The organism is Thioclava electrotropha, assembly GCF_002085925.2.
Classification (GTDB): domain Bacteria; phylum Pseudomonadota; class Alphaproteobacteria; order Rhodobacterales; family Rhodobacteraceae; genus Thioclava; species Thioclava electrotropha.
Genome location: NZ_CP053562.1, coordinates 2818731 through 2845730 on the forward strand (window position 1 = coordinate 2818731; position 27000 = coordinate 2845730).

25 protein-coding genes are annotated in these 27000 nt (G+C 63.9%); 9 read left to right on the forward strand and 16 right to left on the reverse strand.

Features of this window, described 5'->3' with window-relative positions:
• Positions 1 to 107: 107 nt before the first annotated feature.
• Both AKL02_RS13400 and AKL02_RS13405 read right to left on the reverse strand, forming a co-directional pair.
• Positions 108 to 1199: an AAA family ATPase gene (locus tag AKL02_RS13400; protein ID WP_083078108.1), complete on the reverse strand. Its 1092-nt coding sequence runs from the start codon at positions 1197 to 1199 to the stop codon at positions 108 to 110.
• 318 nt (positions 1200 to 1517) lie between these two features.
• Positions 1518 to 3782 (reverse strand): adenosylcobalamin-dependent ribonucleoside-diphosphate reductase, encoded by a 2265-nt coding sequence (locus tag AKL02_RS13405; protein ID WP_078542871.1) that lies wholly within the window; start codon positions 3780 to 3782, stop codon positions 1518 to 1520.
• Positions 3783 to 3941: 159 nt separating this feature from the next.
• On the opposite strand from AKL02_RS13405, the gene AKL02_RS13410 reads away from it, so the two are divergent.
• On the forward strand, positions 3942 to 4367 hold the full coding sequence (locus tag AKL02_RS13410) for a DUF1489 family protein (RefSeq protein WP_078542870.1): 426 nt from the start codon (positions 3942 to 3944) through the stop codon (positions 4365 to 4367).
• Here AKL02_RS13410 and AKL02_RS13415 read toward each other — a convergent pair.
• The 7 genes from AKL02_RS13415 to AKL02_RS13445 all read right to left on the reverse strand — a co-directional run bounded on the left by AKL02_RS13415 (position 4364) and on the right by AKL02_RS13445 (position 10984).
• Complete coding sequence (locus tag AKL02_RS13415; protein ID WP_083078109.1) at positions 4364 to 4684, reverse strand: hypothetical protein; 321 nt, start codon at positions 4682 to 4684, stop codon at positions 4364 to 4366. The two genes, AKL02_RS13410 and AKL02_RS13415, sit on opposite strands and share 4 nt — an antisense overlap.
• A gap of 129 nt (positions 4685 to 4813) precedes the next feature.
• A complete protein-coding gene (gene pgi, locus AKL02_RS13420; protein WP_083078110.1) occupies positions 4814 to 6421 on the reverse strand; it encodes a glucose-6-phosphate isomerase in 1608 nt (535 codons plus the stop codon).
• Between the two features lie 16 nt (positions 6422 to 6437).
• Complete coding sequence (gene pgl / locus AKL02_RS13425; RefSeq protein WP_083078111.1) at positions 6438 to 7109, reverse strand: 6-phosphogluconolactonase; 672 nt, start codon at positions 7107 to 7109, stop codon at positions 6438 to 6440.
• Complete coding sequence (gene zwf / locus AKL02_RS13430) at positions 7106 to 8560, reverse strand: glucose-6-phosphate dehydrogenase (protein WP_083078112.1); 1455 nt, start codon at positions 8558 to 8560, stop codon at positions 7106 to 7108. Before zwf ends, pgl begins: the two co-directional genes overlap by 4 nt.
• Positions 8561 to 8668: 108 nt before the next feature.
• Complete coding sequence (locus tag AKL02_RS13435) at positions 8669 to 9169, reverse strand: DUF2478 domain-containing protein (protein WP_083078113.1); 501 nt, start codon at positions 9167 to 9169, stop codon at positions 8669 to 8671.
• 64 nt (positions 9170 to 9233) lie between these two features.
• Positions 9234 to 9776, reverse strand: a complete 543-nt coding sequence (locus AKL02_RS13440) for an RSP_2648 family PIN domain-containing protein (RefSeq protein WP_078542865.1) — start codon at positions 9774 to 9776, stop codon at positions 9234 to 9236.
• A complete protein-coding gene (locus AKL02_RS13445) occupies positions 9776 to 10984 on the reverse strand; it encodes an RSP_2647 family RNA methyltransferase (RefSeq protein WP_083078114.1) in 1209 nt (402 codons plus the stop codon). The genes AKL02_RS13440 and AKL02_RS13445 overlap by 1 nt, the downstream gene beginning before the upstream one ends.
• 240 nt (positions 10985 to 11224) lie before the next feature.
• Between AKL02_RS13445 and edd the strand changes: the two genes are divergently transcribed.
• Both edd and eda read left to right on the forward strand, forming a co-directional pair.
• On the forward strand, positions 11225 to 13030 hold the full coding sequence (edd, locus tag AKL02_RS13450; protein ID WP_083078115.1) for a phosphogluconate dehydratase: 1806 nt from the start codon (positions 11225 to 11227) through the stop codon (positions 13028 to 13030).
• Between the two features lie 133 nt (positions 13031 to 13163).
• Positions 13164 to 13805, forward strand: coding sequence for a bifunctional 4-hydroxy-2-oxoglutarate aldolase/2-dehydro-3-deoxy-phosphogluconate aldolase (gene eda / locus AKL02_RS13455; RefSeq protein WP_075775624.1), 642 nt, complete (start codon positions 13164 to 13166; stop codon positions 13803 to 13805).
• Positions 13806 to 13827: 22 nt separating this feature from the next.
• On the opposite strand, the gene AKL02_RS13460 is transcribed toward eda, so the two are convergent.
• Together AKL02_RS13460 and AKL02_RS13465 are read right to left on the reverse strand one after the other, a co-directional pair.
• Positions 13828 to 14094, reverse strand: coding sequence for a hypothetical protein (locus AKL02_RS13460; RefSeq protein WP_078601881.1), 267 nt, complete (start codon positions 14092 to 14094; stop codon positions 13828 to 13830).
• Between the two features lie 15 nt (positions 14095 to 14109).
• Positions 14110 to 16884 carry a bifunctional [glutamate--ammonia ligase]-adenylyl-L-tyrosine phosphorylase/[glutamate--ammonia-ligase] adenylyltransferase gene (locus AKL02_RS13465; protein ID WP_083078116.1) on the reverse strand — a complete coding sequence of 925 codons (2775 nt, stop codon included), beginning with the start codon at positions 16882 to 16884 and terminating at the stop codon, positions 14110 to 14112.
• 123 nt (positions 16885 to 17007) lie between these two features.
• Here AKL02_RS13465 and AKL02_RS13470 point away from each other — a divergent pair, with 123 nt between their 5' ends.
• From AKL02_RS13470 to AKL02_RS13490, 5 genes are all read left to right on the forward strand, one after another.
• Positions 17008 to 17475 (forward strand): YbaK/EbsC family protein, encoded by a 468-nt coding sequence (locus tag AKL02_RS13470; protein ID WP_083078117.1) that lies wholly within the window; start codon positions 17008 to 17010, stop codon positions 17473 to 17475.
• A 127-nt stretch (positions 17476 to 17602) separates the two neighbouring features.
• Positions 17603 to 18058, forward strand: coding sequence for a DUF2852 domain-containing protein (locus tag AKL02_RS13475; RefSeq protein WP_078520098.1), 456 nt, complete (start codon positions 17603 to 17605; stop codon positions 18056 to 18058).
• Between the two features lie 139 nt (positions 18059 to 18197).
• Entirely contained in the window at positions 18198 to 19028 is an 831-nt protein-coding gene (locus AKL02_RS13480; RefSeq protein WP_078520099.1) for an arginyltransferase, read from the forward strand.
• Between the two features lie 234 nt (positions 19029 to 19262).
• Complete coding sequence (locus tag AKL02_RS13485; protein WP_078520100.1) at positions 19263 to 20360, forward strand: TRAP transporter substrate-binding protein; 1098 nt, start codon at positions 19263 to 19265, stop codon at positions 20358 to 20360.
• 292 nt (positions 20361 to 20652) lie between these two features.
• The gene (locus AKL02_RS13490) at positions 20653 to 21765 is read left to right on the forward strand and encodes a TRAP transporter substrate-binding protein (protein WP_083078118.1); all 1113 of its coding nucleotides are present in this window, start codon (positions 20653 to 20655) and stop codon (positions 21763 to 21765) included.
• Between the two features lie 75 nt (positions 21766 to 21840).
• Here the strand turns inward: AKL02_RS13490 and AKL02_RS13495 are convergent, their stop codons facing one another.
• From AKL02_RS13495 to AKL02_RS13515, 5 genes are all read right to left on the reverse strand, one after another.
• Entirely contained in the window at positions 21841 to 22008 is a 168-nt protein-coding gene (locus AKL02_RS13495) for a hypothetical protein (protein ID WP_158522199.1), read from the reverse strand.
• Positions 22009 to 22107: 99 nt separating this feature from the next.
• Positions 22108 to 22278 carry a hypothetical protein gene (locus AKL02_RS13500; protein WP_098411498.1) on the reverse strand — a complete coding sequence of 57 codons (171 nt, stop codon included), beginning with the start codon at positions 22276 to 22278 and terminating at the stop codon, positions 22108 to 22110.
• Between the two features lie 76 nt (positions 22279 to 22354).
• On the reverse strand, positions 22355 to 24106 hold the full coding sequence (locus AKL02_RS13505; RefSeq protein WP_078542859.1) for a TRAP transporter large permease: 1752 nt from the start codon (positions 24104 to 24106) through the stop codon (positions 22355 to 22357).
• Positions 24106 to 24678: a TRAP transporter small permease subunit gene (locus tag AKL02_RS13510; protein ID WP_083078119.1), complete on the reverse strand. Its 573-nt coding sequence runs from the start codon at positions 24676 to 24678 to the stop codon at positions 24106 to 24108. Before AKL02_RS13510 ends, AKL02_RS13505 begins: the two co-directional genes overlap by 1 nt.
• 230 nt (positions 24679 to 24908) lie before the next feature.
• Positions 24909 to 25127 carry a hypothetical protein gene (locus AKL02_RS13515; RefSeq protein WP_133051964.1) on the reverse strand — a complete coding sequence of 73 codons (219 nt, stop codon included), beginning with the start codon at positions 25125 to 25127 and terminating at the stop codon, positions 24909 to 24911.
• A gap of 99 nt (positions 25128 to 25226) precedes the next feature.
• Between AKL02_RS13515 and AKL02_RS13520 the strand changes: the two genes are divergently transcribed.
• A complete protein-coding gene (locus tag AKL02_RS13520; RefSeq protein ID WP_078571893.1) occupies positions 25227 to 26972 on the forward strand; it encodes an acetolactate synthase 3 large subunit in 1746 nt (581 codons plus the stop codon).
• Positions 26973 to 27000: the final 28 nt, after the last annotated feature.

Below are 27000 nucleotides of genomic sequence, written 5' to 3' on the forward strand. Positions count from 1 at the left end.
ACGGGTTGACCTAAACCTCGGATCAAACGCGTTGCGCCAGAGTGTCGGCGACGCACCTGACAGCGTGCCTCTGAGGTCGGCAGCGCGGTGCCGGATATGTATTGTCGTCAATGCAGCAGTGGCAGGCTCTCACGTGCAAACACGCCATCGATCAGCTTGAGCACCGCGCGCAGATCCCAACCGCGCTCGGCCCCTCGCAGTATTTCAGCGAGCGCTTCGACCGTATCTGCTGGTAGGCCGCGCGCCGTGCCCACTCGGCGCGCGAAATACGCCAGATGCGCGCCAGAGAGCGGCGGGATATCGACGACTCGACAGCGGCTCAGGAGAGGCGCTGGCACGGCCCGACGGTTGTTCGAGGTTAGGATCCAGCTGATCCATCGCATATCGAACCGCACCCGATAGTAAGGACAGTTCCAGGTCCGGGCGCTGAGAGGTTCGAGCAGCGGCAAGAGCGCATGACTGAGCGCGAAACTGACGCCCTTATTCGACTGCACATCGCCGACCTTGTCCACCTCGTCGATCACGATGACTGGGTTCCCCACGCGCTTATTCAGAATGAGCTCCACAGGTCGTCCGGCATGTGCAGTCGACCAGCCTTTCTGACTGCCCGCCACCGCGAAGCCCGCCGGCTCGTTCGCAGCATCGATCAGTTCCGAAGGCATACCAACGAGCTCGGCCAATCGACGCGCCCAGTGGCTCTTACCGATACCAGGAGATCCATCGAGGAGGAGCGGCGGCAGGCGCACGGCCGGCGCACCCTCACGCACGCTTTCGCGCAAGGCGTGCCAGGCGATCTCAGTCGCGCGGGCCATCCAAGGCATCTCTTCGTGCAAAGCAGCGGCGATCTCGTCGGCGCGATGTTCGCTCGCGAGCCGCTCCATGTGCACGCCGTGTTTGAGCCCCGCTAGCGTCTCACGTGCCTCACGGCCCAGATGCGCCATTCCAGACGCGCGCAGACGCAGATCGGCGAGCGCGGAGGCCCGGCGCCGGATTCTGTCGCCATCATTCGAGCTGAGGCGGCATGCGCGCATGGTATCGTCCCAGCGGTCATCATCACGCGCCGAGTCGAATTCTCCCGGGTCGTGCCCCAGTGCGACCCATCGTAGCTTGCGCAGGTATCTGGTGAGCTGGGCCTCGATCTTCGCGGGCGAGGTCTCAAGATCGAAGCGAAGATCGCAGATCGGAAAATGGTCGGACATGACAGGCTCCTTCTGGTCACGCGGCACGCGCCGCTGACACCCCCTCGCGAGACGGCTGCTCGCGAAGCGTTGATGATGAGAAACCCGGGTTTGGAAGGAGCTTAAGTCGATTTCCCGAGGCGACGTCAACTGGTCCGGAGTGCCGACAAACCGATCGGAAACTCCCTTCGCCGGAGACCTGCTAAAGCACTGAAATAAAATAAAAACCACCGAAGGCGGAACCTTCGATGGTCACTTTATGCTTTCCGGAATGGACAAAAACCTACCGGAATGGACATTTTATGCGGCGATCAATATTTATATCAAAGCCGGATCAGCTCAGCCGCATTTGGAGTGGCCGCAATCGGCGCAGGTCATGCAGCCTTCGACCATCCGCAGGGCGTAGGAGCCGCAGGACGGGCAGGCTTTGCCGCGGGGGGCTTCGCCGATGGCCATGCGGTCGGCCTCGGGGTCGGATTTCAGGCCCAGCCCTTCGCCTTCGAGGAAGCCGATCGAGATCATGTGACGCTCGATCACGCCGCCGATCGCCGCGAGGATGGAGGGGATGTATTTGCCCTGCATCCAGGCCCCGCCGCGCGGATCGAACACGGCTTTGAGCTCTTCGACCACGAAACTCACATCGCCACCGCGCCGGAACACGGCCGAGATCATCCGCGTCAGCGCTACGGTCCAGGCGAAATGCTCCATGTTCTTCGAGTTGATGAAGACCTCGAAGGGACGACGATGGCCGCCTTGGACGATATCGTTGATCGTGATGTAGATCGCGTGCTCCGAACCCGGCCATTTGATCTTGTAGGTCGAGCCTTCCAGCGCCGCGGGACGGTCCAGCGGCTCGGTCAGGTAGACCACATCGGCGCCCTCATCGACTTCCGGCGCGTCTTCGGATTTCTCCGACACGCTGAGAACCGAGCCCGTCACGTCGTTCGGACGGTAGGTGGTGCAGCCTTTGCAGCCGGTGTCCCAGGCTTCCATATAGACCGACTTGAACGCCTCGAAGGGGATATCCTCGGGGCAGTTGATGGTCTTGGAGATCGAGCTGTCGATCCATTTCTGCGCAGCGGCCTGCATCCGGACGTGATCCATCGGCGCGAGGGTCTGGGCGTTGACGAAATAGTCGGGCAGCGGTTTGTCCCCGAACTTGTCGCGCCACATCTGCACCGCGTAATCAACCACTTCTTCCTCGGTGCGCGAGCCGTCGGGCTGCAGCACCTTGCGCTTGTAGGCATAGGCGAAGACCGGCTCGATACCCGAGGACACGTTGCCCGCATAAAGCGAAATGGTTCCCGTGGGTGCGATCGAGGTCAGCAGCGCGTTGCGGATTCCGTGCTCGCGGATCGCCTCGCGCACGTCGTCGTCCATCTGCATCATGTTGCCCGAGGCGAGGTATTTCTCGGCATCGAAGAGCGGGAACGGACCTTTCTCCTTGGCCAGATCGACCGAGGCGAGATAGCTCGCCCGCGCGATCTGCTTCATCCAGGCTTCGGTCTGCGCGGCCGCCTCTTCCGAGCCATAGCGCAGGCCAAGCATCAGAAGCGCGTCGGCGAGACCGGTCACGCCCAGACCGATGCGGCGCTTGTTCTGCGCCTCTTCGCGCTGCTGCTCCAGCGGGAAGCGCGAGGCGTCGACCACGTTATCCATCATGCGAATGGCAAGGCGCACCATCTCGTCGAGCTGCTCCGGGTCCAGACCCGCATCCGCCTCGAACGGGTTCGTCACGAGCCGTGCGAGGTTGATCGAGCCCAGCAGGCACGCGCCATAGGGCGGCAGGGGCTGCTCGCCGCAGGGGTTGGTCGCGGCGATCTGCTCGACATAGTTGAGGTTGTTCATCTTGTTGATGCGGTCGATGAAGATCACGCCCGGCTCGGCATAGTCATAGGTCGCGCGCATGATCTTGTTCCACAGATCACGGGCGTTCAGCGTGTGATAGACCTTGTCGCCGTATTTCAGATCCCACGGGCCATCGGCCTTCACGGCCTCCATGAAGGCGTCGGTCACCAGCACGGACAGGTTGAACATCCGCAGACGGGCCGAATCCTGCTTGGCGGTGATGAAGCTCTCGATATCGGGGTGATCGCAGCGCATCGTCGCCATCATCGCGCCGCGACGCGAGCCTGCCGACATGATCGTGCGGCACATCGCGTCCCAGACGTCCATGAAGCTCAGAGGGCCGGACGCATCGGCAGCGACGCCCTTCACTTCGGCGCCACGCGGACGGATGGTCGAGAAATCGTAACCGATTCCCCCGCCCTGCTGCATCGTCAGCGCGGCTTCCTTCAGCATGTCGAAGATGCCGCCCATGTTGTCGGGGATCGTGCCCATGACGAAGCAGTTGAACAGCGTCACCGCGCGGCCGGTGCCGGCGCCTGCCGCGATCCGGCCTGCGGGGAGATATTTGAAATCTTCCAGCGCGCCGTAGAATTTCTCTTCCCATTTCGCGGGCTTATCCTCGACCTCGGCCAAGGCGCGCGCGATCCGACGCCAGCTATCCTCGACGGTCGCGTCGATCGGGGTCCCGTCCTGTTCCTTCAGACGGTATTTCATGTCCCAGATCTGTTCGGCAATCGGGGCGGCAAAACGGCTCATGAGGTCCTCGCTGGCAGCAGTTCGAGTGAGGTAAAAATCGAGCGCCCCCTCCGCATATCGTGCGTCGGGGGCGGGCTGACACTATACCTAAGGCCTCTTCGCATGACCAGACGCAAATCGGACATTGCCGTCGCGGGAGCGAAAACCTAATTAAGGGGCATGGGTGACAAAGTGGTGAATCTAATCAAACTGTGCGTCGGCGCGGAGAAGGTCGAGGACCTGATCGCGTGGCAGGCCAGCCGCTATGGCAAAGGCCCGGCCATGCATGTGACGCGCATGTGGCCGAAACGCGCGGATGAGATCCTGAATGGCGGGTCGCTGTACTGGGTCTTCAAGGGCGCGGTTCTGGCGCGCCAGCGTGTGCTTGAACTATCCGAAGTGATGGGCGCGGACGGGATCGCGCGCTGCGCCATCGTGCTCGACCGCGAGGTCGTCCGCACGGAGGCCCTATCGCGCCGCCCCTTCCAGGGCTGGCGTTACCTGAGCCCCGAGGATGCGCCCCGCGATCTGCCGAAAGGTCGCGACCGCGAAGAGGCCCTGCCCCGCGAGCTTGCCGTGGCGCTGTCCGAGATCGGCCTGCGTTAAGAGGCGAGCCAGCTTTCCGCGTCTGCCTGCGCGGTGAAGATGCGGAACGCGCCGCCCTCGCCCTGCATGCTCGCCTCGGAGCGCATATCCTCCGGCACGACCAGCGCGCAGCGCCCGGCCTGACCGTCTTCGCAGCTTTGGCGCAACCCGCCGATCAGTTCCGCCATGTAGCCATCGAAGCGCGGCGCGACGACGACCATCATCCGATCCGCAGACCCGACGAGGCGCATCGCCTCGGTCAGATCATGTTTAAGAACAGTGCCGGAGGCGATCAGACCGACCACGCCTTCGGGGCTTTTCTCCATCGACTCGATCATCGTGGAATTCCTTTGTTCGAACACCAAAAGGCGAGGCGCTGCGCCCCGCCTATAAGCTGAACGGAAGGATGATCGGCGCGGTTCCGGCCACAGGCGCGACCGTTACCACACCGTTACCACGTGACAGGCTCAGCCGCGCAGCGATTGCACCCGCGCGACAAGCTGCCGGGTGGAGCCGTCCTTGCCCTCGCCCGCATCCTCGCCCTTCAGCACCGGAGCCAGCGCAAGCGCGAGCTCCTTGCCCAGCTCAACGCCCCATTGGTCGAAGCTGTTGATGCCGAGAATGACGCCCTCGACGAAGACACGGTGCTCATAAAGCGCGACAATCCCGCCGAAGACCTCGGGGGTCAGTTTCGGATAAAGCAGCGTGGTCGACGGTCGCGAACCCGGGAAGACGCGGTGCCGCGCCTGACGGTCCAGCTCGTCTCCCTCGAAGCCTTTCTTGCGCATGATCTCGGTCGCTTCAGCCAGCGAGCGCCCGCGCATCAGCGCCTCGGATTGCGCCAGACAGTTGGCCACGAGCAGCGTATGCTGATGCGCCAGATCGGGCTCGTGCCCCTCGGCAGCCACCATGAATTCGCACGGAATGACCCGTGTGCCCTGGTGGATCAACTGGTAGAACGCGTGCTGACCATTGGTACCGGGCTCGCCCCAGACGACGGGGCCGGAATTGTAAGGCAGGTCCTTGCCATCCATGCTGACGCGCTTGCCGTTGCTCTCCATCTCCAGCTGCTGGAGATAGGCCGGCAGCCGCGCAAGCCGTTGATCATAGGGCAGAACCGCGCGCGTGGCATAGTCACAGAACTGGTTGTGCCAGATGCCGACCAGCGCCAGTAGTACCGGCAGATTGTCCTTGAATTCGGCCTTGCGGAAATGCGCGTCCATCGTGGCCGCGCCCCTCAGGAACCCCGCGAAACCCTCCGGCCCGATCGCGATCATCAGCGACAGCCCGATCGGCCCCCACATCGAATAACGCCCGCCGACCCAATCGGCGAAGCCGAAGACGCGGGCCTGATCGATCCCGAAGGCAGCAGTCTTCTCAGCCGAGGTCGAGAGCGCCGCGAATTGCTGCGCCGGGTCCGAGACCTTCTCGGCCATCCACCGCTTCGCGGTCTCGGCATTGGTCATCGTCTCGATCGTGGTGAAGGTCTTCGAGGCGACGATCACCAGCGTCGTTTCCGGGTTCAGTCCGGCCAGCGTGTCATGGATATGCGCCCCGTCAACGTTGGAGACAAAATGGCAGCGCGGCCCGTCGTGATAGGGCGCGAGCGCGAGCGTCGCCATCGCCGGGCCCAGATCAGAGCCGCCGATGCCGATATTGACCACATCGGTGATCTTGCCGCCCTGCCCCGTGAACTTGCCCTCGCGCACATCTCGCGCAAACGCTTCCATCCGGGCATAGGTCGCGCGGACCTCGGGCATGACGTTCTCGCCATCGACGAACACGTCCGTGTCGAGATTGCGCAGCGCGGTATGCAGCACCGCGCGACCCTCGGTGTCGTTGATCTTCTCACCGGTGAACATCGCCTCTGCGCGGGCCGCGACCTCCTTCTCCTCGGCCAGTTTCACCAGCAGATCGAGCGTCTCCGCATCGATATTGGTCTTGGAGAAATCGAACAGAAACGGCCCGGTTTCGCGGCTGAACCCCGCTGCGCGATTACCCTTTTCGAACAATTCTCCGATTTCGCGGGATTGTACGGATTGCGCCTTGTCGAGGAGGTCTTGCCAGATGGTCATCGCTTGCTCTGCCCAGTTATTCAGCCCAGTGAACGGTCGCGTCCTTGAGAACGGCGCGCACCGGCGCCTGTTCCACGGGGAGCCTCTCGGCCGCTTCGATCGCCGCGCGCTTCTCCGCGCCGGTGATCAGGATATGCGTATACATCGCGTCGCGCAGCACCGGTGCGGACAGGGTGATACGCGGCTCGCCCGCAGCTTCGGCCCGCATCGGCAGCAAGATCGGCGCATCGTTCGACAGCGCCTCTTTCAGCCGGTCGGCGCCCGGAAACAGGCTCGCCGTGTGCATATCCGCGCCCATGCCCAGAAGCAGGACGGAAATCGGCAGATGCGGCGCGATGCCCTCGGCCAGTTCCGCCATCTTGTCCTCGGGCCGCTCCGCCTCGGCATAAAGCGGCACCAGCGTCGCCGCTGCCGCCCGCCCCTTCAGGAGCCGCGCACGGATCAGGCGCGTGTTAGACCGCTCCGAGGTCTCGGGCACCCAACGCTCGTCATTGAGGAGCACCGCGACCTTGGACCAGTCCAGATCAATGTCGGAAAGGATGTCGAAGATCGGCCCCGGCGTGGAGCCGCCGGGCACCGACAAGGTCGCCCGGCCTTCATTGTTGATCGACGCGCGCAACTGGCTCGCGATGCGGTCCGCAAGCCCCATCATCAGCATCTCGCGATCGGGATAACTTTCAAAATTCATTCACGAATCTCCCGCCAGCGGCGTCCGTCGCGATGCATCAGCATCAGCGCGTCATCCGGCCCCGACGCGCCGCTGTCATAGGTTTGAGGTTTGTCGCCACGCGACTCCCAGCCCTCGATGATCGGGTCGGTCCAGGCCCAGGCCGCCTCGACCTCGTCACCACGCATGAACAGCGTCTGGTTGCCCCGGATCACATCCATGATCAGGCGTTCATAGGCGTCGGTGATATCAGCCTCCTCGCCCAGAGCGTCCGCGAAGGACATATCGAGCGGCACCTGCACGAGGCGCATCCCGCCCGGCCCCGGCTCCTTGATCATCATCTTCAGGTTCATGCCCTCATTGGGCTGCAACCGGATCACCAGCACGTTCTCGCGCCACTCGCCCTCGGCGTCGTCGAAGATCTGGTGCGGCGGCTCCTTGAAAGTGATCGCGATCTCGGATGTGCGCGCGCGCAGCCGCTTGCCGGTGCGCAGATAGAAGGGCGTGTTCACCCAGCGCCAGTTCGCGACATGGCATTTCATCGCGATATAGCTCTCGGTCGTCGACTCCGGATCCTCGGCATCTTCGAGATAGCCGGGCGCATCCTTGCTGGCCGCGTATTGACCGCGCACGATATCGGCAGGCTGGACGGGCTGGAGCGCGCGGATCACCTTGAGCTTCTCGTCGCGCACCGCATCGGGATCGAAGTGGTAGGGCGGCTCCATCGCGATCAGGCACAGAAGCTGCATCATGTGGTTCTGGACCATGTCGCGCATCGCGCCCGACTTGTCATAATACGACCCGCGGCCGCCGACACCCACCGTTTCAGCCACGGTAATTTGCACATGATCAACAAATTGGCTGTTCCAGAGCGGCTCGAACAGGATGTTGGCGAAGCGCACCGCCATCAGGTTCTGCACCGTCTCTTTGCCGAGGTAATGGTCGATCCGGTAAATCTGCGTCTCGTCGAAATACTCCGCCAGCGCCGCGTTGAGCGCCTTGGCCGAGGCGAGATCGCGCCCGAACGGTTTCTCGACCACGATCCGCGCCTCCGGCCCCGCGATGCCGCGCGTGTGGAGGCGCTCGGCCAGATCGCCGAACAGCGCCGGTGCCACCGAGAAGTAGAACGCATTGACGGTGTCGTCGCGGACTTTCGCCTTCAGATCGTCCCAGCCGCCATCGCCTTTCGCGTCGATCGCGACATAGTCGAGCATCGGCAGGAAACCATCCAGCGCGCCTTCATCGTCGCATTTATTGCCGCCGAATTCGGCGATCGCGGCGCGGGTCTGGTCGCGGAACTCCTCGGGGGTCATCTCCGAGCGCGCAGCCCCGATAATGGTGGATCCTTCGGGAATTTGACCGGCGCAATAGCGGCGAAACAGGCCGGGGAGAATTTTGCGATTGGCGAGGTCGCCAGTGGCGCCGAAAATCACCAGGTCGAAACGATCGACGGGAATGACGCGCGAAACCATGGGCTGCTCCGTGTTTGGGGTCCGTTAGCGCTAACGCCCCCCCCTTTTACTCACCTTACCTGAACAAGTCTAGCATGGGAGCGACACGAGACAACGCGAGGGCGCAGATTAAGCGCTCTCGCGCGAAAGAAATGCCTCAAGCGCCTGAATTTCCGGCACGATTTCTTCGGCCATACCATCTGCAAAAGTCATGAAATCGGCGCGCGTTTCGGGCGGAACGGACAGAAGGACTGGATAATCGGAGGCCATAGCCTGCGCGATCAGGTCGCGACACCCGCGCCCTGCGGCCTCCTGTTTGCCGAATTTGTTGAGGATCACGATGGCACCCGGCTGCGCCATCTCAAGCGCATGACCGACCTGCGCGACGACCTCTTCGAGCGCGCCTGCATCGAGCGAACAGGCCCCCGCGCCCTGCCCCAGATCCTGCGAGATCGTGCGGGTTTCGCCCTCGGGCAAAAGGCGCAGATGCATTTCGCACTCGAAGCGCTGCGGCACCTCGGCGCGCACCATGCCGATCACGTCGCGCCCCTGCGACAGCAGCCTGTCGGCGAGCTGGGCAAGGAGCTTGTCGGCCGCGCCGCGCTCTTGGCATGTGATGAACCCGATCATTGCGCCTGTTTGGCGAGGCTTTCGCGGGCGGTCAAGGGGCCACACCCGGACATGCAGCGCGAGATCACGCCGCCAGCGCCTTACCGAAACGTGGCAGGCGCGCGCGTTTCATCAACGCCCGGATCGGCTGAGGCTCGCCCGAGAGGCGCTCGGCCTCGGCGCGCACGGCCTCGGTGATGGCGCGCATCTGCTCGGGATGTTCGGACAGAAGCTGCCAGAGGAAGCCGTCCGGATCGCGCCGCTCCAGCCCCTCGCCCGCCAAGGTCCCGCGCGGAAAATCCTGCGCGTTGAAGGTGAGGATCGCATCGGCACTACCCGCAATCGCCACCGCCAGAACATGGAGGTCATTCTCGTCGGGCAGCACCAGCCGAGCCTCGATCCCCGGCTGGGCGGAAATCTCGGCCTTCGGGAACCCCGCGCGCAAAAGCGCGATCTCGCCGCGCGCGATGGCCTCATCGGCAGGCGCGCGGCGGGCGGCGGCGCGCGCCCATTCCTCGAGGATGCGCGCCGACCAGAGCGGACGGTAGAGCCCCGCCTTGGCCGCTCCGATCAGGATCTCGCGCAGCACCGTCGGATAGAGCACGCAGGCATCGAGCACGATCCGCATCAGTCGAGCCGGAAGAACAGCGATTTCAGATAGCCCGATTCCGCCAGCTGCGGCAGCATCGGGTGATCGGGCCCGGCATAGCCGGTATGGATCAGCTGCGCCGACCGCCCTGCTTTGCCGATGCCGCGCGTGCAGGCTGCGCGGAATTGCGACAGATCGGCAGCATGCGAGCAGGAGCACAGCACCAGATAGCCGCCCGGCTCGACCAGTGGCGCGGCCATCCGCGCGATCCGCTCGTATGCGCGCAGCCCCGCCTGAAGCGCAGGCTTGGCAGGCGCGAAGGCGGGCGGATCGCAGATCACCAGATCGAAGCGCTCCCCTTCCCGGCCCAAAGCATCGAGCGTGTCGAACGCATCGCCCTGACGCGTGGCAAACCGGTCCGCCATGCCCATCGCGGCCGCGCCCTTGGCCGCAAGATCCAACGCCGGGGCCGAGGCATCGACCGACAGCGCCGAAGTCGCACCACCTGCCAGTGCGGCCAACGCGAAGCCGCCCACATGGGAGAACACGTCGAGGACCCGCGCGCCCTCCGCCAGCCGTGCGGCAAAAGCGTGGTTCGGGCGCTGGTCATAGAACAGACCCGTCTTCTGCCCGCCCATCAGGTCGGCGAGGTAGATCGCACCGTTCATCGGCACTTCGACCGGCGCCTCGAATCCGCCGCGCAGGGTGAGCATTTCCTCGTCCAGCCCTTCGAGCGTGCGCGCGCGCCCTGCTGCGTTCTTGATGATCGTCGTGACGCCCGTCACCTCGGCCAGCGCGGCCTCGAGATCGGCGATCATGACCTCCGACCATGCCGCATTCGGCTGGATCACCGCCGCATCGCCGAAACGGTCGATAATGACGCCGGGCAGCCCGTCCGCCTCGGCATGGACCAGACGATAGAACGGCGCATCGAACAGCCGCGCACGCATCTCCAACGCGCGGGTCAGTTTCGCCGCGATCCAGTCGCGGTCAATCACCGCCTCCGCGTCGCGGCTCATCACCCGGCCGATGATCTTCGAGTTCGGATTGACCGTCACCGTCGCGAGCGGACGGCGCTCGCCATCCTCCAGCGTCGCGATCGTGCCGGGCGCGATCGCCTTGGTGCGCCGATCCGTCACCAGCTCATCGGCATAGACCCAAGGAAAGCCGTGGCGGATCGCGCGGGCCTCGGCCTTCGGGCGCAGCCGAACGGTCGGGCGGGTGGCGGTGTCTTCGGACTGGCTCATCGGATGCTCCTTGCGCGCGCTGTCTCAAGCGCCGCCTTCCTAGCGCCAAGCGACGGTGCGCGAAAGCCCTCGCGCTTGCCGCATCCCCGCTCTGCCCCAGATAATCCGCAAAGGGAACGGGTTGCAGCGTTAGCGCTAACATGATAGCAAATAGGCGACCGCGATCCGCGCCCGCTGCGCGAGCGGCCCGCAAGGGCTGCATGTTCCGCATCAGATGCATAGCAAGGAAAGGCCCCGCCGATGACCCTCGATGCCACAATCGCCCGTGTGACCGACCGAATCCGCGCCCGCTCCGAAGGCCCGCGCGGCGACTATCTTGCCCGGATGCAGGCGGCTGCCGATGCAGGCCCCGCCCGCGCGCATCTCAGCTGCGGCAACCAGGCCCACGCCTATGCGGCTATGGGGGAGGACAAAGACGCGCTCGCGGCAGAGCGCGCGCCGAATGTGGGCATCGTCACCGCCTATAACGACATGCTCTCGGCGCATCAGCCTTTCGAGACCTTCCCGCAGACGATCAAGGCCGCGCTGCGCGAAGTCGGTGCCACGGCGCAGGTCGCAGGCGGCGTTCCTGCGATGTGCGACGGGGTTACGCAGGGCCAGCCGGGGATGGACCTGTCGCTCTTCTCGCGTGACGTAATCGCGATGGCGGCGGCGGTCTCGCTGAGCCACAACACCTTCGACGCGGCCCTCTACATGGGCGTCTGCGACAAGATCGTGCCCGGCCTGATCATGGCGGCGGCGACCTTCGGGCATATCCCGGCGATCTTCATTCCCGCGGGGCCGATGACCACCGGGCTGCCCAATGACGAGAAAGCCAAGGTGCGCCAGCAATTCGCAGCCGGCGAAGTGGGGCGCGATGCGCTCATGGCCGCCGAGATGGCCTCCTATCACGGCCCGGGCACCTGCACCTTCTACGGCACTGCGAACACCAACCAGATGCTGATGGAATTCATGGGGCTGCATCTTCCGGGCGCGTCCTTCGTGAACCCGAACACGCCGCTGCGCGAGGCGCTGACGGTGGCAGGCGCGAAGCGTGCCGCCGAGATCACCGCGCTTGGCAACGACTACCGCCCGGCCTCGGAAGTGCTCGACGAGAAAGCCTTCGTGAACGGCATGGTCGGTCTGATGGCGACGGGTGGCTCGACCAACCACGTCCTGCACCTGCCCGCGATGGCGCGCGCCGCCGGGATCGTGCTCGATCTGGAAGATTTCGACGAGATTTCCTCGGTCGTGCCGCTGATGGCGAAAGTCTATCCGAACGGCCTCGCCGACGTGAACCACTTCCATGCGGCGGGCGGGCTGCAATTCATGATCCGCCATCTGCTGGAAGCAGGCCTGCTGCATGAGGACGCGAAGACCGTCGCGGGCGACGGCCTCACCCGCTACACGCAGGAGCCGAAGATCACCGAGGGCGGTCTGATCTGGGAAGAGTCCGATCCGGAGAGCCAGAACGAGAAAATCCTCCGCAAGCCCGCCGATCCCTTCCAGAAAACGGGCGGCCTCAAGCAGCTCGAAGGCAATCTCGGGCGTGGCGTGATCAAGGTCTCCGCCGTCAAGCCCGAGCGCCATGTGATCGAAGCGCCGGTCCGCGTCTTCAAGGAGCAGCACGAGGTGAAGGACGCCTTCAAGAACGGTGAGTTCACCTCGGACACGATTGTCGTCGTCCGCTTCCAGGGGCCGAAGGCGAACGGGATGCCGGAGCTGCACTCGCTCACCCCGACCCTCGCAGTGCTGCAGGATCGCGGGCTGAAAGTGGCGCTGGTCACCGATGGCCGGATGTCGGGCGCCTCGGGCAAGGTTCCGGCGGCGATCCATGTCTCGCCCGAGGCCGCCGATGGCGGACCGCTTGCGAAGCTGCAAGACGGCGATATGGTGCGGCTCGACGCGACCACGGGCGAGCTGACCTGCCTGACCGAAGGTTTCGAGAGCCGCACGCCGGTCGAGCCCGACCTCAGCGGCAACCAGTACGGCCTTGGCCGCGAACTGTTCGGCGCCTTCCGCACCCATGTCGGCCCGTCCACCAAAGGCGCCTCCGTGGTGCTGTGAGTTTTCTTGCCTCCGGCGGGGATATTTGTACCAAGGCGAAATCAGGGTTCTGCCTTCGGCTTGGCGATAAATATCCCCCGCGGAGCGTCCTGCCCTCTCCGCCCGCGCGGGCGGCCTAGACTGGAGTGATCCGATGACCCCTAGCGAACAATCCGCATCCGCCCGCAAGATCTGCGAACTGGCCCCGATCGTGCCGGTGATCGTGGTGAAGGATGTGGCCCATGCCGCCCCTCTGGCCAAAGCGCTCGTCGCGGGCGGCCTGCCTGCGCTGGAAGTGACGCTGCGCACGCCCTGCGCGCTCGACGCGATCCGTGCGATGGCCGATGTCGAAGGCGGCGTGGTCGGCGCGGGCACGCTGCTGACCCCAGCCGATGTGAAAGCCGCGAAAGCCGCGGGCGCGAAATTCGGCGTCTCGCCCGGCGCGACCGAAACGCTGGTGAAAGCCTGCGAAGACGAAGGCCTGCCGCTTCTGCCCGGTGCCGCCACCGCATCGGAAGTGATGAAGCTTCTCGAGATGGGTTACGACGTGCTGAAGTTCTTCCCGGCGGAAGCCTCGGGCGGCGCGCCTGCGCTGAAGGCCATCGGCGCCCCGATCCCGCAGGTCAGCTTCTGCCCGACGGGCGGCGTCAGCATGAAAAACGCCAATGATTACCTGAGCCTGCCGAACGTTCTTTGCGCGGGCGGCTCCTGGGTCGCACCCGATGCGATGGTGCAATCGGGCGACTGGGCCGGGATCGAAGCGCTTGCGCGCGAGGCGGCGGCGCTGCCGCGCTAACCCCGGTCAGGGCCAATCACCTTCAAGGACGGCGCGCCCGCCAGCCGCCGCGCCGCATCGGCGGGCCGCTTTCGCGGGTCAGACCTTCTTCGAGCACCCGGGTCATCGGGTGCTCGGGCGGCGCTTGATAGGCCGCGAGCACGGTGCGCATCGCTTCGTTCGCGTCCATCCCGGGGCCAAGGCTCAGCGCCCAATCCATGAAGATCGAGCGGCACTCTTCCGTGGTGATTCCGTCGATCTTGAAGCTCTCGCGGATCAGTCCTTTCGGGTCCGCCTCGCTCAATTCCATAAGTTTGCGCGCCATTCAGCCCTCCAGAACCCTGTCCACGATGGCGGCCGTCTCGGTCGTGACCTCATTCAGACGCGCCGCCAGAGCATCGAGATCATCCAGCCCCGTCTCGCGCAACAGGAAAGCGCGGCCGCCCTCTCCGATCGCCGCCATATCCAGGCGCTTTTCGCTCAGCAAGCGCCCGCCTGCCTGCAGTCGCCACAAGAAGCGATAGGCGGTGGCGAGCTGCTCGCCCTCCTCGCGCGTCACGAACCCGCCGCGCGGGCCAGCGCGCAGTTGCGCCTCGACCTTGCGCGCCGGGACGCCCGCACGGAGCGCAAAGCTTTGCGCTAGAAGCTCGATATCCTGCAGCCGTCCGGGGCCGACCTTCGCCTCCCAATCCCCATCTGGGGCCTTGGCCGCGAAGATCCGGGCGCGCATCTGTGCCAGCTCGTGGAGCACCGCGTCTCCGCCGCCTTTCGCCTCCAGAACCTTCAGGCGGATCGCCTCGACCCGGTCGGCCAGATCGGCGCATCCCGCGACAGGCCGCGCCCGGGTGAGCGCCAGATGCTCCCAGGTCCAGGCCTCCTCCATCTGGTAGCTCTCGAAGCTTTGCACCGAGGTCGCCACGGGCCCTTGCCGCCCCGAAGGCCGCAGCCGCATATCGACCTCGTAGAGCATCCCCTCCGGCATCGGCGCACTGAGCGCGGTGATCAGGGCCTGCGTGAGCTTCGCGTAATAAGCCCTTGAGGCGATGGGCTTCTTGCCTTCGGAAAACTCCTGCCCGTCCGCGTCGTAGATCACGATCAGATCGAGATCGGATTGCGCGTTCAGGCGCTCTGCGCCAAGGCTACCCATCCCCAGAACCACCGCGCCCTTGCCGGGGCACGGCCCGTAGCGGCGCGCGAATTCGCCCTGCACGATCGGCCAGAGCGCGCCCAGCACCGCGCCAGCCACATCGGCATATTGGCCCGCGGCCTCGGACGCATCGACGAGGCCGCGCAGGTGGTGAACGCCGACACGGAACTTCCACTCCTTCGCCCAGCGCCGCGCCGCGATCAACGCGGCCTCGTAATCGCCCGCCCGCTCCAGCAGCCGTGCAAGATCGGCCTCCAGCGCCGGTTTGCCCGGCCAAGGAGCGAAGAACGAGCCGCCCAAAACCGCGTCCAGCACCCCGGCGTTGCGCGACAGGTAGCTCGCCAGTCCCGGCGCCGTGGCGCAGATGTCGACGATCAGATCGACGAGTTGGGGATTGGCCTCGAAGAGAGAGAACAACTGCACCCCGGCGGGCAACCCCTTGAGGAAGCCGTCGAACTGGGTCAGCGCCTCCTCCATATTCGCCGCGCGCCGCATCCGGTCGAGCAGTTCCGGCTCCAGCCGCTTGAAGATCGCGCGCCCGCGTTCGGATCGCAGCGCCGGATAGCCCGTCCAGCCCTCGACGATCTCGCGCGCGGCTTCGCTCAGCTCGGGGCGCTCGGAAGCGGCATCGGGGGCGAAGAAATCATTCGTCAGCCCTTCGACCCGCTCCAGCCGGTCGCGCAGCCGGTCGCGCCAGGGCGCCACATCACCCTCGCCCATCATCGCCGCGATCCGCGCGAGCCCTTCTTCAGTGCCGGGCAGGATCTGGGTCTGGGCGTCGCCCACCATCTGCAGACGGTGCTCGATTTCGCGATGCTCGCGGTAATGATCGATCAACTCCTCTGCCACGTCCTCGGGCACCCAGGTCTTCGCCGCAAGCGCGCGCAGCCCGCCCACGGTGGTCCGGTCGCGCAGGCTCTCATCCCGCCCGCCTGCGATCAGTTGCCGGGTCTGGGTGAAGAACTCGATCTCGCGGATGCCGCCCTGACCGAGCTTGATATTGTGGCCCGCCACCTCGATCGGGCCGTGCAGCCCCTTATGCTCGCGGATGCGCAGGCGCATATCGTGGGCGTCCTGAATGGCCGCGAAATCGAGATGCTTGCGCCAGACGAAGGGCCGCAGCCGTTCGAGGAATTGCTCGCCCGCCGCGATATCTCCTGCACAGGGACGCGCCTTGATATAGGCCGCGCGCTCCCATGTCCGGCCCTCGGCCTCGTAATACAATTCCGCCGCGCCCATCGAGATACAGACCGGCGTGACGGCGGCATCGGGGCGCAGACGCAGATCGGTGCGAAAGACATAACCCTCGGCGGTGCGGTCGTTGAGCATCGCCGCCATCTTGCGCGTGGCCCGGATCAGCGCGCTGCGCGCCTCCATCGCATCGTCAGGCTCGTAGCGGCTTTCATCGAAGAGGCAGATCAGGTCGATATCGGAGGAGTAGTTCAGCTCCCCCGCCCCCATCTTGCCCATCGCGAGCGCGACCATCCCGGCGGCATTCTCTATATCATCGTTGGTCGCACCGGGGATCTTGCCGCGGCGGATTTCCTCGGCCACCAGCCGCTGCATCGCGAGATCGACCGCAATATCGGCAAGCCGCGTCAAGGCGCCGGTCACTTCTTCGAGACACCAGACGCCGCCCAGATCGGCAAGCCCGGCCAGCAACGCGACGCGACGCTTCGCCCGACGCAGCTCTGACGGCAGATCGGCGAGGCTGACGGGCGTGATCCGCGCGAATTCCTCGGCCAGCGCGGCTTCGGGATTGCCCGAAATCGCGGGGCGCAGCCACTCGGCCTCTTTCTCCATCAGGCCTTTGAGATAAGGGCTGCACCCTGCCGTCCCCCCGAGCAATTCGCGCAACTCCGGCGCGAGATCGGAGAACAGCTCTTCGGCTTCGGCGGCGCGGTCGCGCTCGAAAGACAGGGGCGAACGGGTGAGACGCGAGGCAAACGGCATGGCGCCATGCTTACGCCGCCACGCGAGCCGGTCAATGGGGATTGCTGTCGCGCGACATCTGGCCATAACTACACCCCGCCCCGGCGCCTCCGCGCCCGACCTCAGATCCTCCGGAGCCTCGCCATGAGCAAATCCCTCAAACGCGTCCGTGCCGCCCTCGAAGCCGCAGGCGTGCCCTTCGAGATCACCGAGCCGGGCGAGGCCCGCACCGCCGAGATGGCCGCACAGGCGGTAGGCTGCGAGGTCGACCAGATCGCCAAATCCATCATCTTTCGCGGCGAAGACAGCGGCCATGTCGTGCTGTTCATCACCGCAGGCGGCAACCGGGTGAGCGCCGAGAAGGCAAACGCCGTCGCGGGCCAGCCCTTGGGCATGGCAGATGCGGCGCTGATCCGGGCGGAGACGGGCTTTGCGATCGGTGGCGTCGCGCCCCTTGGCCATGTCGGCCCGGTGACGGCATTCCTCGACCCCCGACTGTTCGAATTCGACACCGTTTGGGCTGCAGCAGGCACGCCACGGCATGTTTTCGCCATCGCCCCGGCCGATCTGGAGCGGATCAGCGGTGCGAAACAAGCCGATTTCATCGAATAAAACCAAGCGAATCCGGTGATTTGCGAGAAAAATGTAAAAATCATTTACATACCCCCTTGCAAGAACCGCCCCGACTTCCGATCTTGGGTATGTGAAAGGAATTCACATGCTCAACCCGGAGGTTCAAATGTCCGCCTATTCCACCAACTCCATGCCCGTCGCGGTTGGTAACTGGTTTACCCGCGCCGTTAACTGGATGGATGGGAACGGCCCCGGCGCCTGGATCGCGCTGATGGTGGCCGGTTTCATTTTCGCAGGCCCCCTCGGCCTCGTCATTCTCGCTTTCATCCTGTTCACCGGCCGCTTCGGGCGTCGCTGGCGCACGGGACAGGCGGTTCAAAAACGCAGCTTCGGTTGCTCCGGCGTCGGAGGCGTCCATGTCTCGCGTTCGACCGGCAACGCAGCGTTCGACGCCTACAAGGCCGACACGCTCGACCGACTGCAGCGCGAACAGCAGGAATTCGAAGAGTTCCTCGGTCGTCTGCGCGAAGCCCGCGACAAGGCAGAGTTCGACCAGTACATGGAAGAGCGCGCCAAGGAAGCGGCTCAGTCGGAGGACACCTCCGAGGACGCGAAAGCCTAACCATATAGACAGTTCGCAATGCGATTTCGGCGCCCCGGTTGACGTAACCGGGGCGCTTTCTATGTCATCAACATGAAACACTTGGCGGGTGCGCGCTCCTTTGCTAGCCTGCCGCGACCCCTCCCCGACGAGGCTACTGATGCGCCATTCGCTTCCGCTTGCACCGCAGTTCTACGTAACCGCGCCGCAGCCCTGCCCCTATCTGGACGGCAGGTCGGAGCGGAAATTGTTCACCGCACTGCAGGGGGAGTCGGCCGAGAAGCTCAACAATGCGCTGTCGCGGCAAGGTTTCCGGCGCTCGCAGAATGTCCTCTATCGGCCCTCTTGCGCAGATTGCACCGCCTGCCTTTCGGCCCGCATCCGGGTCGCCGATTTCAAGCTGTCGAAATCGCAGCGCCGGGTGCTGAAGAAAAACGGCGACCTAAAGCGTACCGCGACGTCGCCCTGGGCGACGGAAGAGCAATTCGCACTGTTCCGCCGCTATCTCGATGCGCGCCACGCCGATGGCGGCATGGCCGACATGGATATCTTCGAATTCGCCGCGATGATCGAGGAGACGCCCGTGAAGTCGCGCGTGATCGAATATCGCGAGACCGCCGCCACGCCAGACAGCATGCGCGCCCTGATCGCGACCTGCCTGACCGATGTGCTCGATGACGGGCTGTCGATGGTCTATTCCTTCTACGAGCCCGAGCGGATCCGCGACTCTCTCGGCACCTACCTGATCCTCGACCATGTCGAGATCGCGCAACGCGTGGGCCTGCCCTACGTCTATCTGGGCTATTGGGTGCCCGGCTCGCCGAAGATGAACTACAAGGCGAACTTCTCCGCGCTCGAGATCTACAAGGGCGGGCAGTGGACCGATCTTGGCGATCCGGCCACGCACGAGACCGAGACTCATCCGCTTTCCGTGCCTCCCATCGCGGAACAGGTCGCCCGGATTCAACTCCCCGATACACGCAATAGTTGAGCAACACCCAGCTACGGACGTCACTCTCGCAGGCAATTGCTCAACCGTTCGGCAGACACCATCTGTCAACTCATTTTTTCAAAACTATTCCGTGACTTCCGACGATTACGGGCCCGTGATCTCTGGACACTCCCGGCCCGTGGTGAAACGGTCCCGACAGACCCGCCGCGGAGGATACGAGGCGGGCGGCGAGGCCACGCCTCGCGAACCGGAGTAAACATGGGAGGATCCTTAATGGACCGTCGTTCCTTTCTGACGAAAGCCGCGCTGGGCAGCGCGGCCGCGAGCACGCTGGCAGCCCCCGCGATCGCGCAGAGCAACCCGCAAATCACCTGGCGTCTCGCCTCGTCTTTCCCGAAGTCGCTCGACACGATCTATGGCGGCGCGGAAGTGATGTCGAAGATGGTCGAGGAGGCCTCGGACGGTAACTTCAAGATTCAGGTCTTCGCCGCTGGCGAGATCGTTCCCGGCCTTCAGGTCGCCGATGCGGTGATGAACGGCACGGTCGAAGCCTGCCACACCGTCGGCTACTACTTCTGGGGCAAGGATCCGACCTGGGCGCTTGGCGCGGCCGTCCCCTTCTCGCTCAACGCGCGCGGCATGAACGCGTGGCACTACCACGGCGGCGGCATCGAGCTCTATAACGAGTTCCTCGGCAAGCAGGGCCTCTACGGTCTGCCGGGCGGCAACACCGGCGCGCAGATGGGCGGCTGGTTCCGCAAGGAGATCTCGACGGTCGAAGACCTCAAGGGCCTCAAGATGCGTGTCGGCGGCTTCGCGGGCAAGGTGATGGAAAAGCTCGGCCTCGTGCCGCAGCAGATCGCCGGCGGCGACATCTACCCGGCGCTCGAAAAAGGCACGATCGACGCGACCGAATGGGTCGGCCCCTATGACGACGAGAAGCTCGGCTTCTACAAAGTCGCGCCCTACTACTACTACCCCGGCTGGTGGGAAGGTGGCCCGACGGTCCACTTCATGTTCTCGAAAGAGAAGATGGAAAGCCTGCCGAAACAGTACCAGCAGCTCCTGCACACCGCCTCGCAGGCGGCCGATGCGGACATGCTGCAGAAATACGACATGAAGAACCCGAAGGCGCTCAAGACGCTGGTCGCCAACGGCACCCAGCTGCGCGCTTTCTCCCCCGAGATCATGCAGGCCTGCTTCAAGGCAGCCAACGAGGTCTATTCGGAGATGGAGGCGAACAACGCCGAATTCGCGAAGATCTGGGGTTCGATCAAGGACTTCCGCAAGGACTGGTTCACCTGGGAACAGCTGGCCGAGTTCAACTACGACTACTTCATGATGAGCGAAGCCAACAAAGGCGAGCTGTAAGCCGCCCAAACTGGTCAAGCCAGCGAACCGAAGCCCCGGCGCCCTGCGCGTCGGGGCTTTTTCTATGCCCTGACGACCGAAGATACCCAACGGATATTCTGCGGCTGCATTGCCACACTGCAGCAAGCTTTCGAAACTGTGACCATTTGCGACATAAAATTACTTGCAGGTCGGTTTACACGCGGAACCGGTCAAGTATTGTGACCGCAATGCCCACACCGGAGGGAACGCTAATAATGGAGCGGTGTGGTCAGAAAAATTGACAGACATCCACGACTTGGGAGGAAACCATATGGATCGTCGTTCTTTCCTGCGCAAAGGTGCGCTTGGCGGGGCAGCCGCAGCTGCAGGTAGCGCGCTCGCCGCACCGGCTATTGCGCAAGAAACCCCTACTGTGACGTGGCGCATGACCTCGTCTTTCCCGAAATCGCTCGACACGATCTACGGCGCCGCCGAGACGATGGCGAATTACGTCAAGGGCATGACCGACGGGAAATTCAACATTCAGGTCTTTGCGGCGGGCGAAATCGTCCCCGGCCTGCAGGCAATGGATTCGGTGTCGAACGGCACCGTCGAGGCCTGCCACACCGCCTCCTACTACTACTGGGGTAAAGATCCGACCTTCGCCTTCGCGACCGCAGTGCCCTTCGGCCTGAACATGCGCATGCAGAACGCCTGGTTCTACTATGGCGGCGGCAACGACCTGATGAACGAGTTCTATTCGAACTACAACATCACGGCCTTCCCCTGCGGCAATACCGGCGCCCAGATGGGCGGCTGGTTCCGTAAGGAAATCAACACCGTCGAAGACATGAAGGGCGTGAAAATGCGCATCGGTGGCTTCGGCGGTAAGGTCGTCGAGAAGCTCGGTGTGGTGCCGCAGCAGATCGCGGGTGGCGACATCTACCCGTCGCTCGAGAAAGGCACGATCGACGCCACCGAATGGGTCGGCCCGTACGACGATGAGAAGCTCGGCTTCTACAAGGTCGCGCCCTATTACTACTATCCCGGCTGGTGGGAAGGCGGCGCCTGTCTGCACGCCATGTTCAACAAGAACGCCTATGACCAACTGCCCGAGGCCTACAAGATCGCGCTGACGGCGGCGACGCAGGCGGCGAACTCGGACATGATGGCGTCCTATGACTACAAGAACCCGAGCGCGCTGAAGAAGCTGCTGGGCCAAGGCGCGCAGCTGCGTCCGTTCAGCCAGGAAATCCTGGAAGCCTGCTTCAACGCGGCGAACGAAGTCTATGCCGAGATCAACAGCTCGAACGCTGCGTTCAAGAAGATCTACGACAGCCAGTTCGCATTCCGCAACGACGCCTATGGCTGGTGGCAGCTGTCGGAGTTCAACTTCGACTACTTCATGATGCGCCAGCAGGCTGCGGGCAACCTCAAGCTCTGAGCCGCGTCTCGTGTGAATTGAGAAGGCCCCGGGGTTCGCGCCCCGGGGCCTTTTCTATTGGTCTGGTCACAAAAATCACTTCGTCGTGGCCGCGCCAACCGTGGCACCGGCCACCGCACCAACCGGACCTGCAACCACGAGGCCGCCGACGCCGCCGGTGGCTGCACGTTCGGTCGCGTTGTCACCACATGCCGCGAGCGAAACCAGCAGGCCGCCCGCCATCAAGATCGTCGCAATTCGCATCTTCTCGTCCTTTCGATAGCAGCCGCAACGCGCGGCTTCCCCAAGGACAAGACGCCGAAACGCCCGCCGCGGTTCCCAAGTACCGCGAATAGCTGGCCGTCAATTCTTGCGCGTCACGACGCCGAGCCCGGCTCCGACGACCGCTCCCACAGGTCCCGCCACCACGAGACCGGCCACGCCGCCCGTCGCCGCGCGCTGTTCCTTGGTCTCGCCGCAGCCCGCCAGCGCAAGCAACGAAACCCCGACAATAACGAAAAGAGGATACCGCATCCCTCGCCCTCCACTCTCTCTCTATAAAAAAGGGGCGGCCCCTGAAGGCCGCCCCGATCTTTCATTTTCCGGTCGATCAGTTGCTGCCCGGTGTGGGAAGCGGGGGCAGCCCGCCCGGAGCCGCGCTTCCCGAGCCCGACCCGCCAGAGGTCGAGCCCCCCAGAGGCGCCAGCGACGGCAGGCCACCGAGGCCGCCCCCATCGCCCATGCCCGGCATCTGCGGCAGCTTGATCTCGACATCCTTCAGATCCACCTGCGGCCCCTTGTAGTGCATCACCATGGCCGGGAAGGCGATCACGATGGCAATCATCGCAACCTGAATGAACACGAAGGGAATGGCGCCCCAGTAGATCTGCGAGGTCTTCACCGGCTCCATCTTCTTGCCGGTGACCTTGTCGATATAGGGCACCTTGGCCGCGACCGAGCGCAGGTAGAACAGCGCGAAGCCGAATGGCGGGTGCATGAACGAGGTCTGCATGTTCACGCCCAGGATCACCCCGAACCAGATCAGGTCGATCCCCAGAGCCTGCGCGGCAGGCGCCAGAAGCGGCACGATGATGAAGGCCAGTTCGAAGAAATCGAGGAAGAAGGCGAGGAAGAACACCAAGAACGACACCACGATCAGGAAGCCCAATTGGCCACCCGGAAGCGAGGTCAGCAGATGCTCGACCCAGACCTGCCCGTTCACCCCGTAGAAGGTGAGCGAGAAGACCCGCGCGCCCAGCAGGATGAACAGCACGAAGGCCGACAGGCGCGTCGTCGCCGCCAGCGCGTCACGCACGACGGGGAAGGTCAGACGCTTCTTCACCGCCGACAGCACCAGCGCGCCGACTGCGCCCATTGCGCCGCCTTCGGTGGGCGTCGCCACGCCGAGGAAGATCGTGCCCAGCACGAGGAAGATCAGCGCCAGCGGCGGGATCAGCACGATCACCACCTGCTGCGCCAGACGGCTCATCAGGTTGGTTTTCAGCGCCTTGTCCAGCAACGCCACGATATAGATCGCGATCACGGCCACACCGGCTGCGAGGATCTCGGAGTTGTTGACGCTCGACCCGCTCGCCTCGAAATACTTCTCGGCGAAGATGAAGATCGCGACCGCACCGGCCAGCGCCACCAGGAGCGACATCACGCCAGAGCCCAGCGTGCGCGCCTCTTTCGGCAGAGCCGGCATCGACTTCGGCTTGATGATCGACATCACGAGCACATAGCCGAGGTAGATGCCGGTCAGCACCATACCGGGGATCAGCGCGCCCTTGTACATGTCGCCCACCGAAACGCCCAGCTGGTCAGCCAGAACGATCAGCACGAGCGAGGGCGGGATGATCTGCGCCAGTGTCCCTGACGCCGCAATGACACCTGTGGCCACCTTCCGATCATAGCCGTAGCGCAACATGATCGGCAGCGAGATCAGGCCCATCGCGATCACCGAGGCCGCAACGACGCCCGTGGTCGCCGCCAGAAGCGCGCCCACGATGATCACCGCATAGGCGAGACCGCCGCGCACCGGGCCGAACAGCTGACCGATCGTGTCGAGAAGATCCTCGGCCATGCCCGATTTCTCGAGCACGATGCCCATGAATGTGAAGAATGGAATGGCAAGTAAGGTCTCGTTCGACAAGACCCCGTAGAACCGTTGCGGCATCGCATTCAACAACGGCCAGTCAAGATTGATCGTCCCGCCGGAGTAACCCGACAGTTCAACGCCGATGACGAAGAACAAAAGACCGTTGGCCGCAAGCGCGAAGGCCGCAGGATAGCCGATCAGCAGGAAGACGATCAGCGAGATGAACATGATCGGGGCCATGTTCTGAGCGATAAGCTCGAGCATTACAGACCCTCCTCTTCGGCGATGGGATCATGGCCGTGATGGCCCGCGCTGTCGGCATGGGGATCGTCGATCAACCCACGCATCACGCCGATCTTCTTGATGATCTCGGAAACGCCCTGGAAGAACAGCTGCCAGAAGCCGATCAGCAGCAGGATTTTGGCCGGCCACAGGATCAGACCGCCCGAGTTCGTCGACATCTCGCCCGAGTGGATGGAGATCATCACGAAGGGCGTCAGTTTGAACAGCATCAGCAAGACGAACGGCATCAGGAAGAAGATATGCCCAAGCAGATCGATCCAGTGCTGCACCTTCCGCGAGAACGCGCCATAGACGATGTCGATGCGGATATGCTCGTTTTGCTTGAGCGTGTAAGCGGCAGCGCCCAGAAACGCCGCGCCGAAAAGATACCATTGCAATTCCAGCCAAGCGTTCGACGACATGTCGAAGGCTTTGCGCACAATGGCGTTGGTCGCACTCACGAGGACCGACACCAGAATAAGCCACGACACCGCCTTGCCGATGGTCTCGTTTATCCGGTCGATCGCGCGTGAAAGGGCCAGCAAAGCGCCCATCTCACTTCCTCCCTAAATTTGTCCCGAAAGCCTGCGCGAGGCTTTGCCCGTGATTGGCCGAGTGGGCAACAAAGGTCAAGCAATTAAGGCTTCATCTGGTCTGTTCACTTGACCAGATTGGGCAGAAAACGCGGTCTGCTGGGCCGTTCTAGAGGCTGACCAAGCGTCAATATGATCAACTTCCCGCGACTTCCCTTGCGGCACCCGGCTCGAGAGCCCCTTCCGGTTTCTCAAAGTTGCGACTCGCAGGTCGCGACGCGCAATAATCGGGAAGGAAAATCCGCCGCCCGCGACATTTTATTCAGCGTTTGGGCATTGACGCCCCCAACGCCCGATCCTAATGTCCGCGCAAAGCAGTCCGAAAGGGATCCGCAATGGATGCGATTCTTCTTGTCGTCGTAGGAGCCAAGCGCATGGGCCGGTAACGGTACAACCATGAAGGTTCCCATGCGCCCCCGCCTCAAAGCCGGGGGCTTTTTCTTGGACAGGTGGATGCTTGAGAGTTAGCGGTGGGCGGCGTGGCCCTCGCGCAAGGATGGAGTGAGCATATGGCACGGCAGATGACCGGCGCGAAGATGGTGGTTCAGGCGCTGAAGGATCACGGGGTCGAAGTAATTTTCGGCTATCCGGGCGGCGCGGTCCTTCCGATCTATGACGAGATTTTCCAGCAGAACGACATCCGTCACATCCTCGTCCGCCACGAGCAGGCCGCGATCCACATGGCCGAAGGCTATGCGCGCTCGACCGGCAAGCCGGGCGTGGCGCTGGTGACCTCGGGTCCGGGCGCGACCAATGCGGTGACCGGGCTGACCGACGCGTTGATGGACTCGATCCCGCTGATCGTGCTGTCGGGTCAGGTGCCGACCTTCCTCGTGGGCACCGACGGCTTCCAAGAGGCCGACACGGTGGGCATCACGCGGCCCTGCACCAAGCATAACTGGCTGGTGAAGGATCCCGCGAAACTCTCCGAGACGATCCATCAGGCTTTCCACGTGGCGACCTCGGGCCGCCCCGGCCCGGTGCTGATCGACATGCCCAAGGATGTGCAATTCGCGGTGGCCACCTATACCGAGCCGAAAGCCGCGAAGGTCGACCATTACCAGCCGCAGGTGAAGGGCGATCTCGACGCGATCACCAAGCTGGTCGAGCTGATCGAAACCGCCGAGAAACCGGTCTTCTATACCGGCGGCGGCGTGATCAACTCGGGCCCCGCCGCGAGCCAGCTGATGCGCGAACTGGTGGACGCGACCGGCTTCCCGATCACCTCGACCCTGATGGGTCTGGGCGCCTACCCCGCCTCGGGCAAGAATTGGCTCGGCATGCTCGGGATGCACGGTCTCTATGAAGCCAACCTCGCGATGCATGGCTGCGACCTGATGATCAACCTCGGCGCGCGCTTCGACGACCGGATCACCGGACGCGTGGCGGACTTCTCGCCGAAATCGACCAAGGTGCATGTCGATATCGACGCCTCCTCGATCAACAAGATCATCGCCGTCGACCTGCCGATCCTCGGCGATATCGGCCATGTGCTCGAAGACGTGCTCAAGGTCTGGAAGTCGCGCGGGCGCAAGGTAAACAAGCCCGCTATCGAGAAATGGTGGAAGAAGATCGACGAGTGGAAGAAGGTGAACTGCCTCGCCTACACCAACTCGGAAAAGACGATCAAACCGCAATATGCGCTGCAGCGGCTCGAAGAGCTGACCAAGGGCATGGATCGCTATATCACCACCGAGGTGGGCCAGCACCAGATGTGGGCCGCGCAGTTCCTCGGGTTTGAGGATCCGAACCGCTGGATGACCTCCGGGGGGCTGGGCACGATGGGTTACGGCTTCCCGGCTTCGATCGGCGTGCAGATCGCCCATCCCGAGAGCCTCGTGATCAACGTGGCGGGCGAGGCGAGCTGGCTGATGAACATGCAGGAGATGGGTACCGCGACCCAGTTCCGCGTGCCGGTGAAGCAGTTCATCCTCAATAACGAGCGTCTGGGCATGGTCCGCCAGTGGCAGGAACTGCTGCATGGCGAGCGCTACTCGCATAGCTGGTCGGAAAGCCTGCCCGATTTCGTGAAGCTCGCCGAGAGCTTCGGCTGGAAGGGGATGCAGGTCTCCGACCCCGCCGATCTCGACGATGCGATCATGGAGATGATCAAGCATGACGGCCCGGTGCTGTTCGACTGCCTCGTGGAGAAGCACGAGAACTGCTTCCCGATGATCCCGTCCGGCAAGCCGCATAACGAGATGCTGCTGGCGGCCGATGCCGATGTCTTCAAGGAAGGCGCCGCGCTGGTGTGAGCGACGCCGGGGGCTCTGCCCCCGGACC

Coding starts and splice junctions, on each gene's coding strand:
- AKL02_RS13400 (WP_083078108.1), bottom strand. CDS start 1,199: ATGTCCGACCATTTTCCGATCTGCGATCTTCGCTTCGATCTTGAGACC.
- AKL02_RS13405 (WP_078542871.1), bottom strand. CDS start 3,782: ATGAGCCGTTTTGCCGCCCCGATTGCCGAACAGATCTGGGACATGAAA.
- AKL02_RS13410 (WP_078542870.1), top strand. CDS start 3,942: ATGGGTGACAAAGTGGTGAATCTAATCAAACTGTGCGTCGGCGCGGAG.
- AKL02_RS13415 (WP_083078109.1), bottom strand. CDS start 4,684: ATGATCGAGTCGATGGAGAAAAGCCCCGAAGGCGTGGTCGGTCTGATC.
- pgi (WP_083078110.1), bottom strand. CDS start 6,421: ATGACCATCTGGCAAGACCTCCTCGACAAGGCGCAATCCGTACAATCC.
- pgl (WP_083078111.1), bottom strand. CDS start 7,109: ATGAATTTTGAAAGTTATCCCGATCGCGAGATGCTGATGATGGGGCTT.
- zwf (WP_083078112.1), bottom strand. CDS start 8,560: ATGGTTTCGCGCGTCATTCCCGTCGATCGTTTCGACCTGGTGATTTTC.
- AKL02_RS13435 (WP_083078113.1), bottom strand. CDS start 9,169: ATGATCGGGTTCATCACATGCCAAGAGCGCGGCGCGGCCGACAAGCTC.
- AKL02_RS13440 (WP_078542865.1), bottom strand. CDS start 9,776: ATGCGGATCGTGCTCGATGCCTGCGTGCTCTATCCGACGGTGCTGCGC.
- AKL02_RS13445 (WP_083078114.1), bottom strand. CDS start 10,984: ATGAGCCAGTCCGAAGACACCGCCACCCGCCCGACCGTTCGGCTGCGC.
- edd (WP_083078115.1), top strand. CDS start 11,225: ATGACCCTCGATGCCACAATCGCCCGTGTGACCGACCGAATCCGCGCC.
- eda (WP_075775624.1), top strand. CDS start 13,164: ATGACCCCTAGCGAACAATCCGCATCCGCCCGCAAGATCTGCGAACTG.
- AKL02_RS13460 (WP_078601881.1), bottom strand. CDS start 14,094: ATGGAATTGAGCGAGGCGGACCCGAAAGGACTGATCCGCGAGAGCTTC.
- AKL02_RS13465 (WP_083078116.1), bottom strand. CDS start 16,884: ATGCCGTTTGCCTCGCGTCTCACCCGTTCGCCCCTGTCTTTCGAGCGC.
- AKL02_RS13470 (WP_083078117.1), top strand. CDS start 17,008: ATGAGCAAATCCCTCAAACGCGTCCGTGCCGCCCTCGAAGCCGCAGGC.
- AKL02_RS13475 (WP_078520098.1), top strand. CDS start 17,603: ATGTCCGCCTATTCCACCAACTCCATGCCCGTCGCGGTTGGTAACTGG.
- AKL02_RS13480 (WP_078520099.1), top strand. CDS start 18,198: ATGCGCCATTCGCTTCCGCTTGCACCGCAGTTCTACGTAACCGCGCCG.
- AKL02_RS13485 (WP_078520100.1), top strand. CDS start 19,263: ATGGACCGTCGTTCCTTTCTGACGAAAGCCGCGCTGGGCAGCGCGGCC.
- AKL02_RS13490 (WP_083078118.1), top strand. CDS start 20,653: ATGGATCGTCGTTCTTTCCTGCGCAAAGGTGCGCTTGGCGGGGCAGCC.
- AKL02_RS13495 (WP_158522199.1), bottom strand. CDS start 22,008: ATGCGAATTGCGACGATCTTGATGGCGGGCGGCCTGCTGGTTTCGCTC.
- AKL02_RS13500 (WP_098411498.1), bottom strand. CDS start 22,278: ATGCGGTATCCTCTTTTCGTTATTGTCGGGGTTTCGTTGCTTGCGCTG.
- AKL02_RS13505 (WP_078542859.1), bottom strand. CDS start 24,106: ATGCTCGAGCTTATCGCTCAGAACATGGCCCCGATCATGTTCATCTCG.
- AKL02_RS13510 (WP_083078119.1), bottom strand. CDS start 24,678: ATGGGCGCTTTGCTGGCCCTTTCACGCGCGATCGACCGGATAAACGAG.
- AKL02_RS13515 (WP_133051964.1), bottom strand. CDS start 25,127: ATGGGAACCTTCATGGTTGTACCGTTACCGGCCCATGCGCTTGGCTCC.
- AKL02_RS13520 (WP_078571893.1), top strand. CDS start 25,227: ATGGCACGGCAGATGACCGGCGCGAAGATGGTGGTTCAGGCGCTGAAG.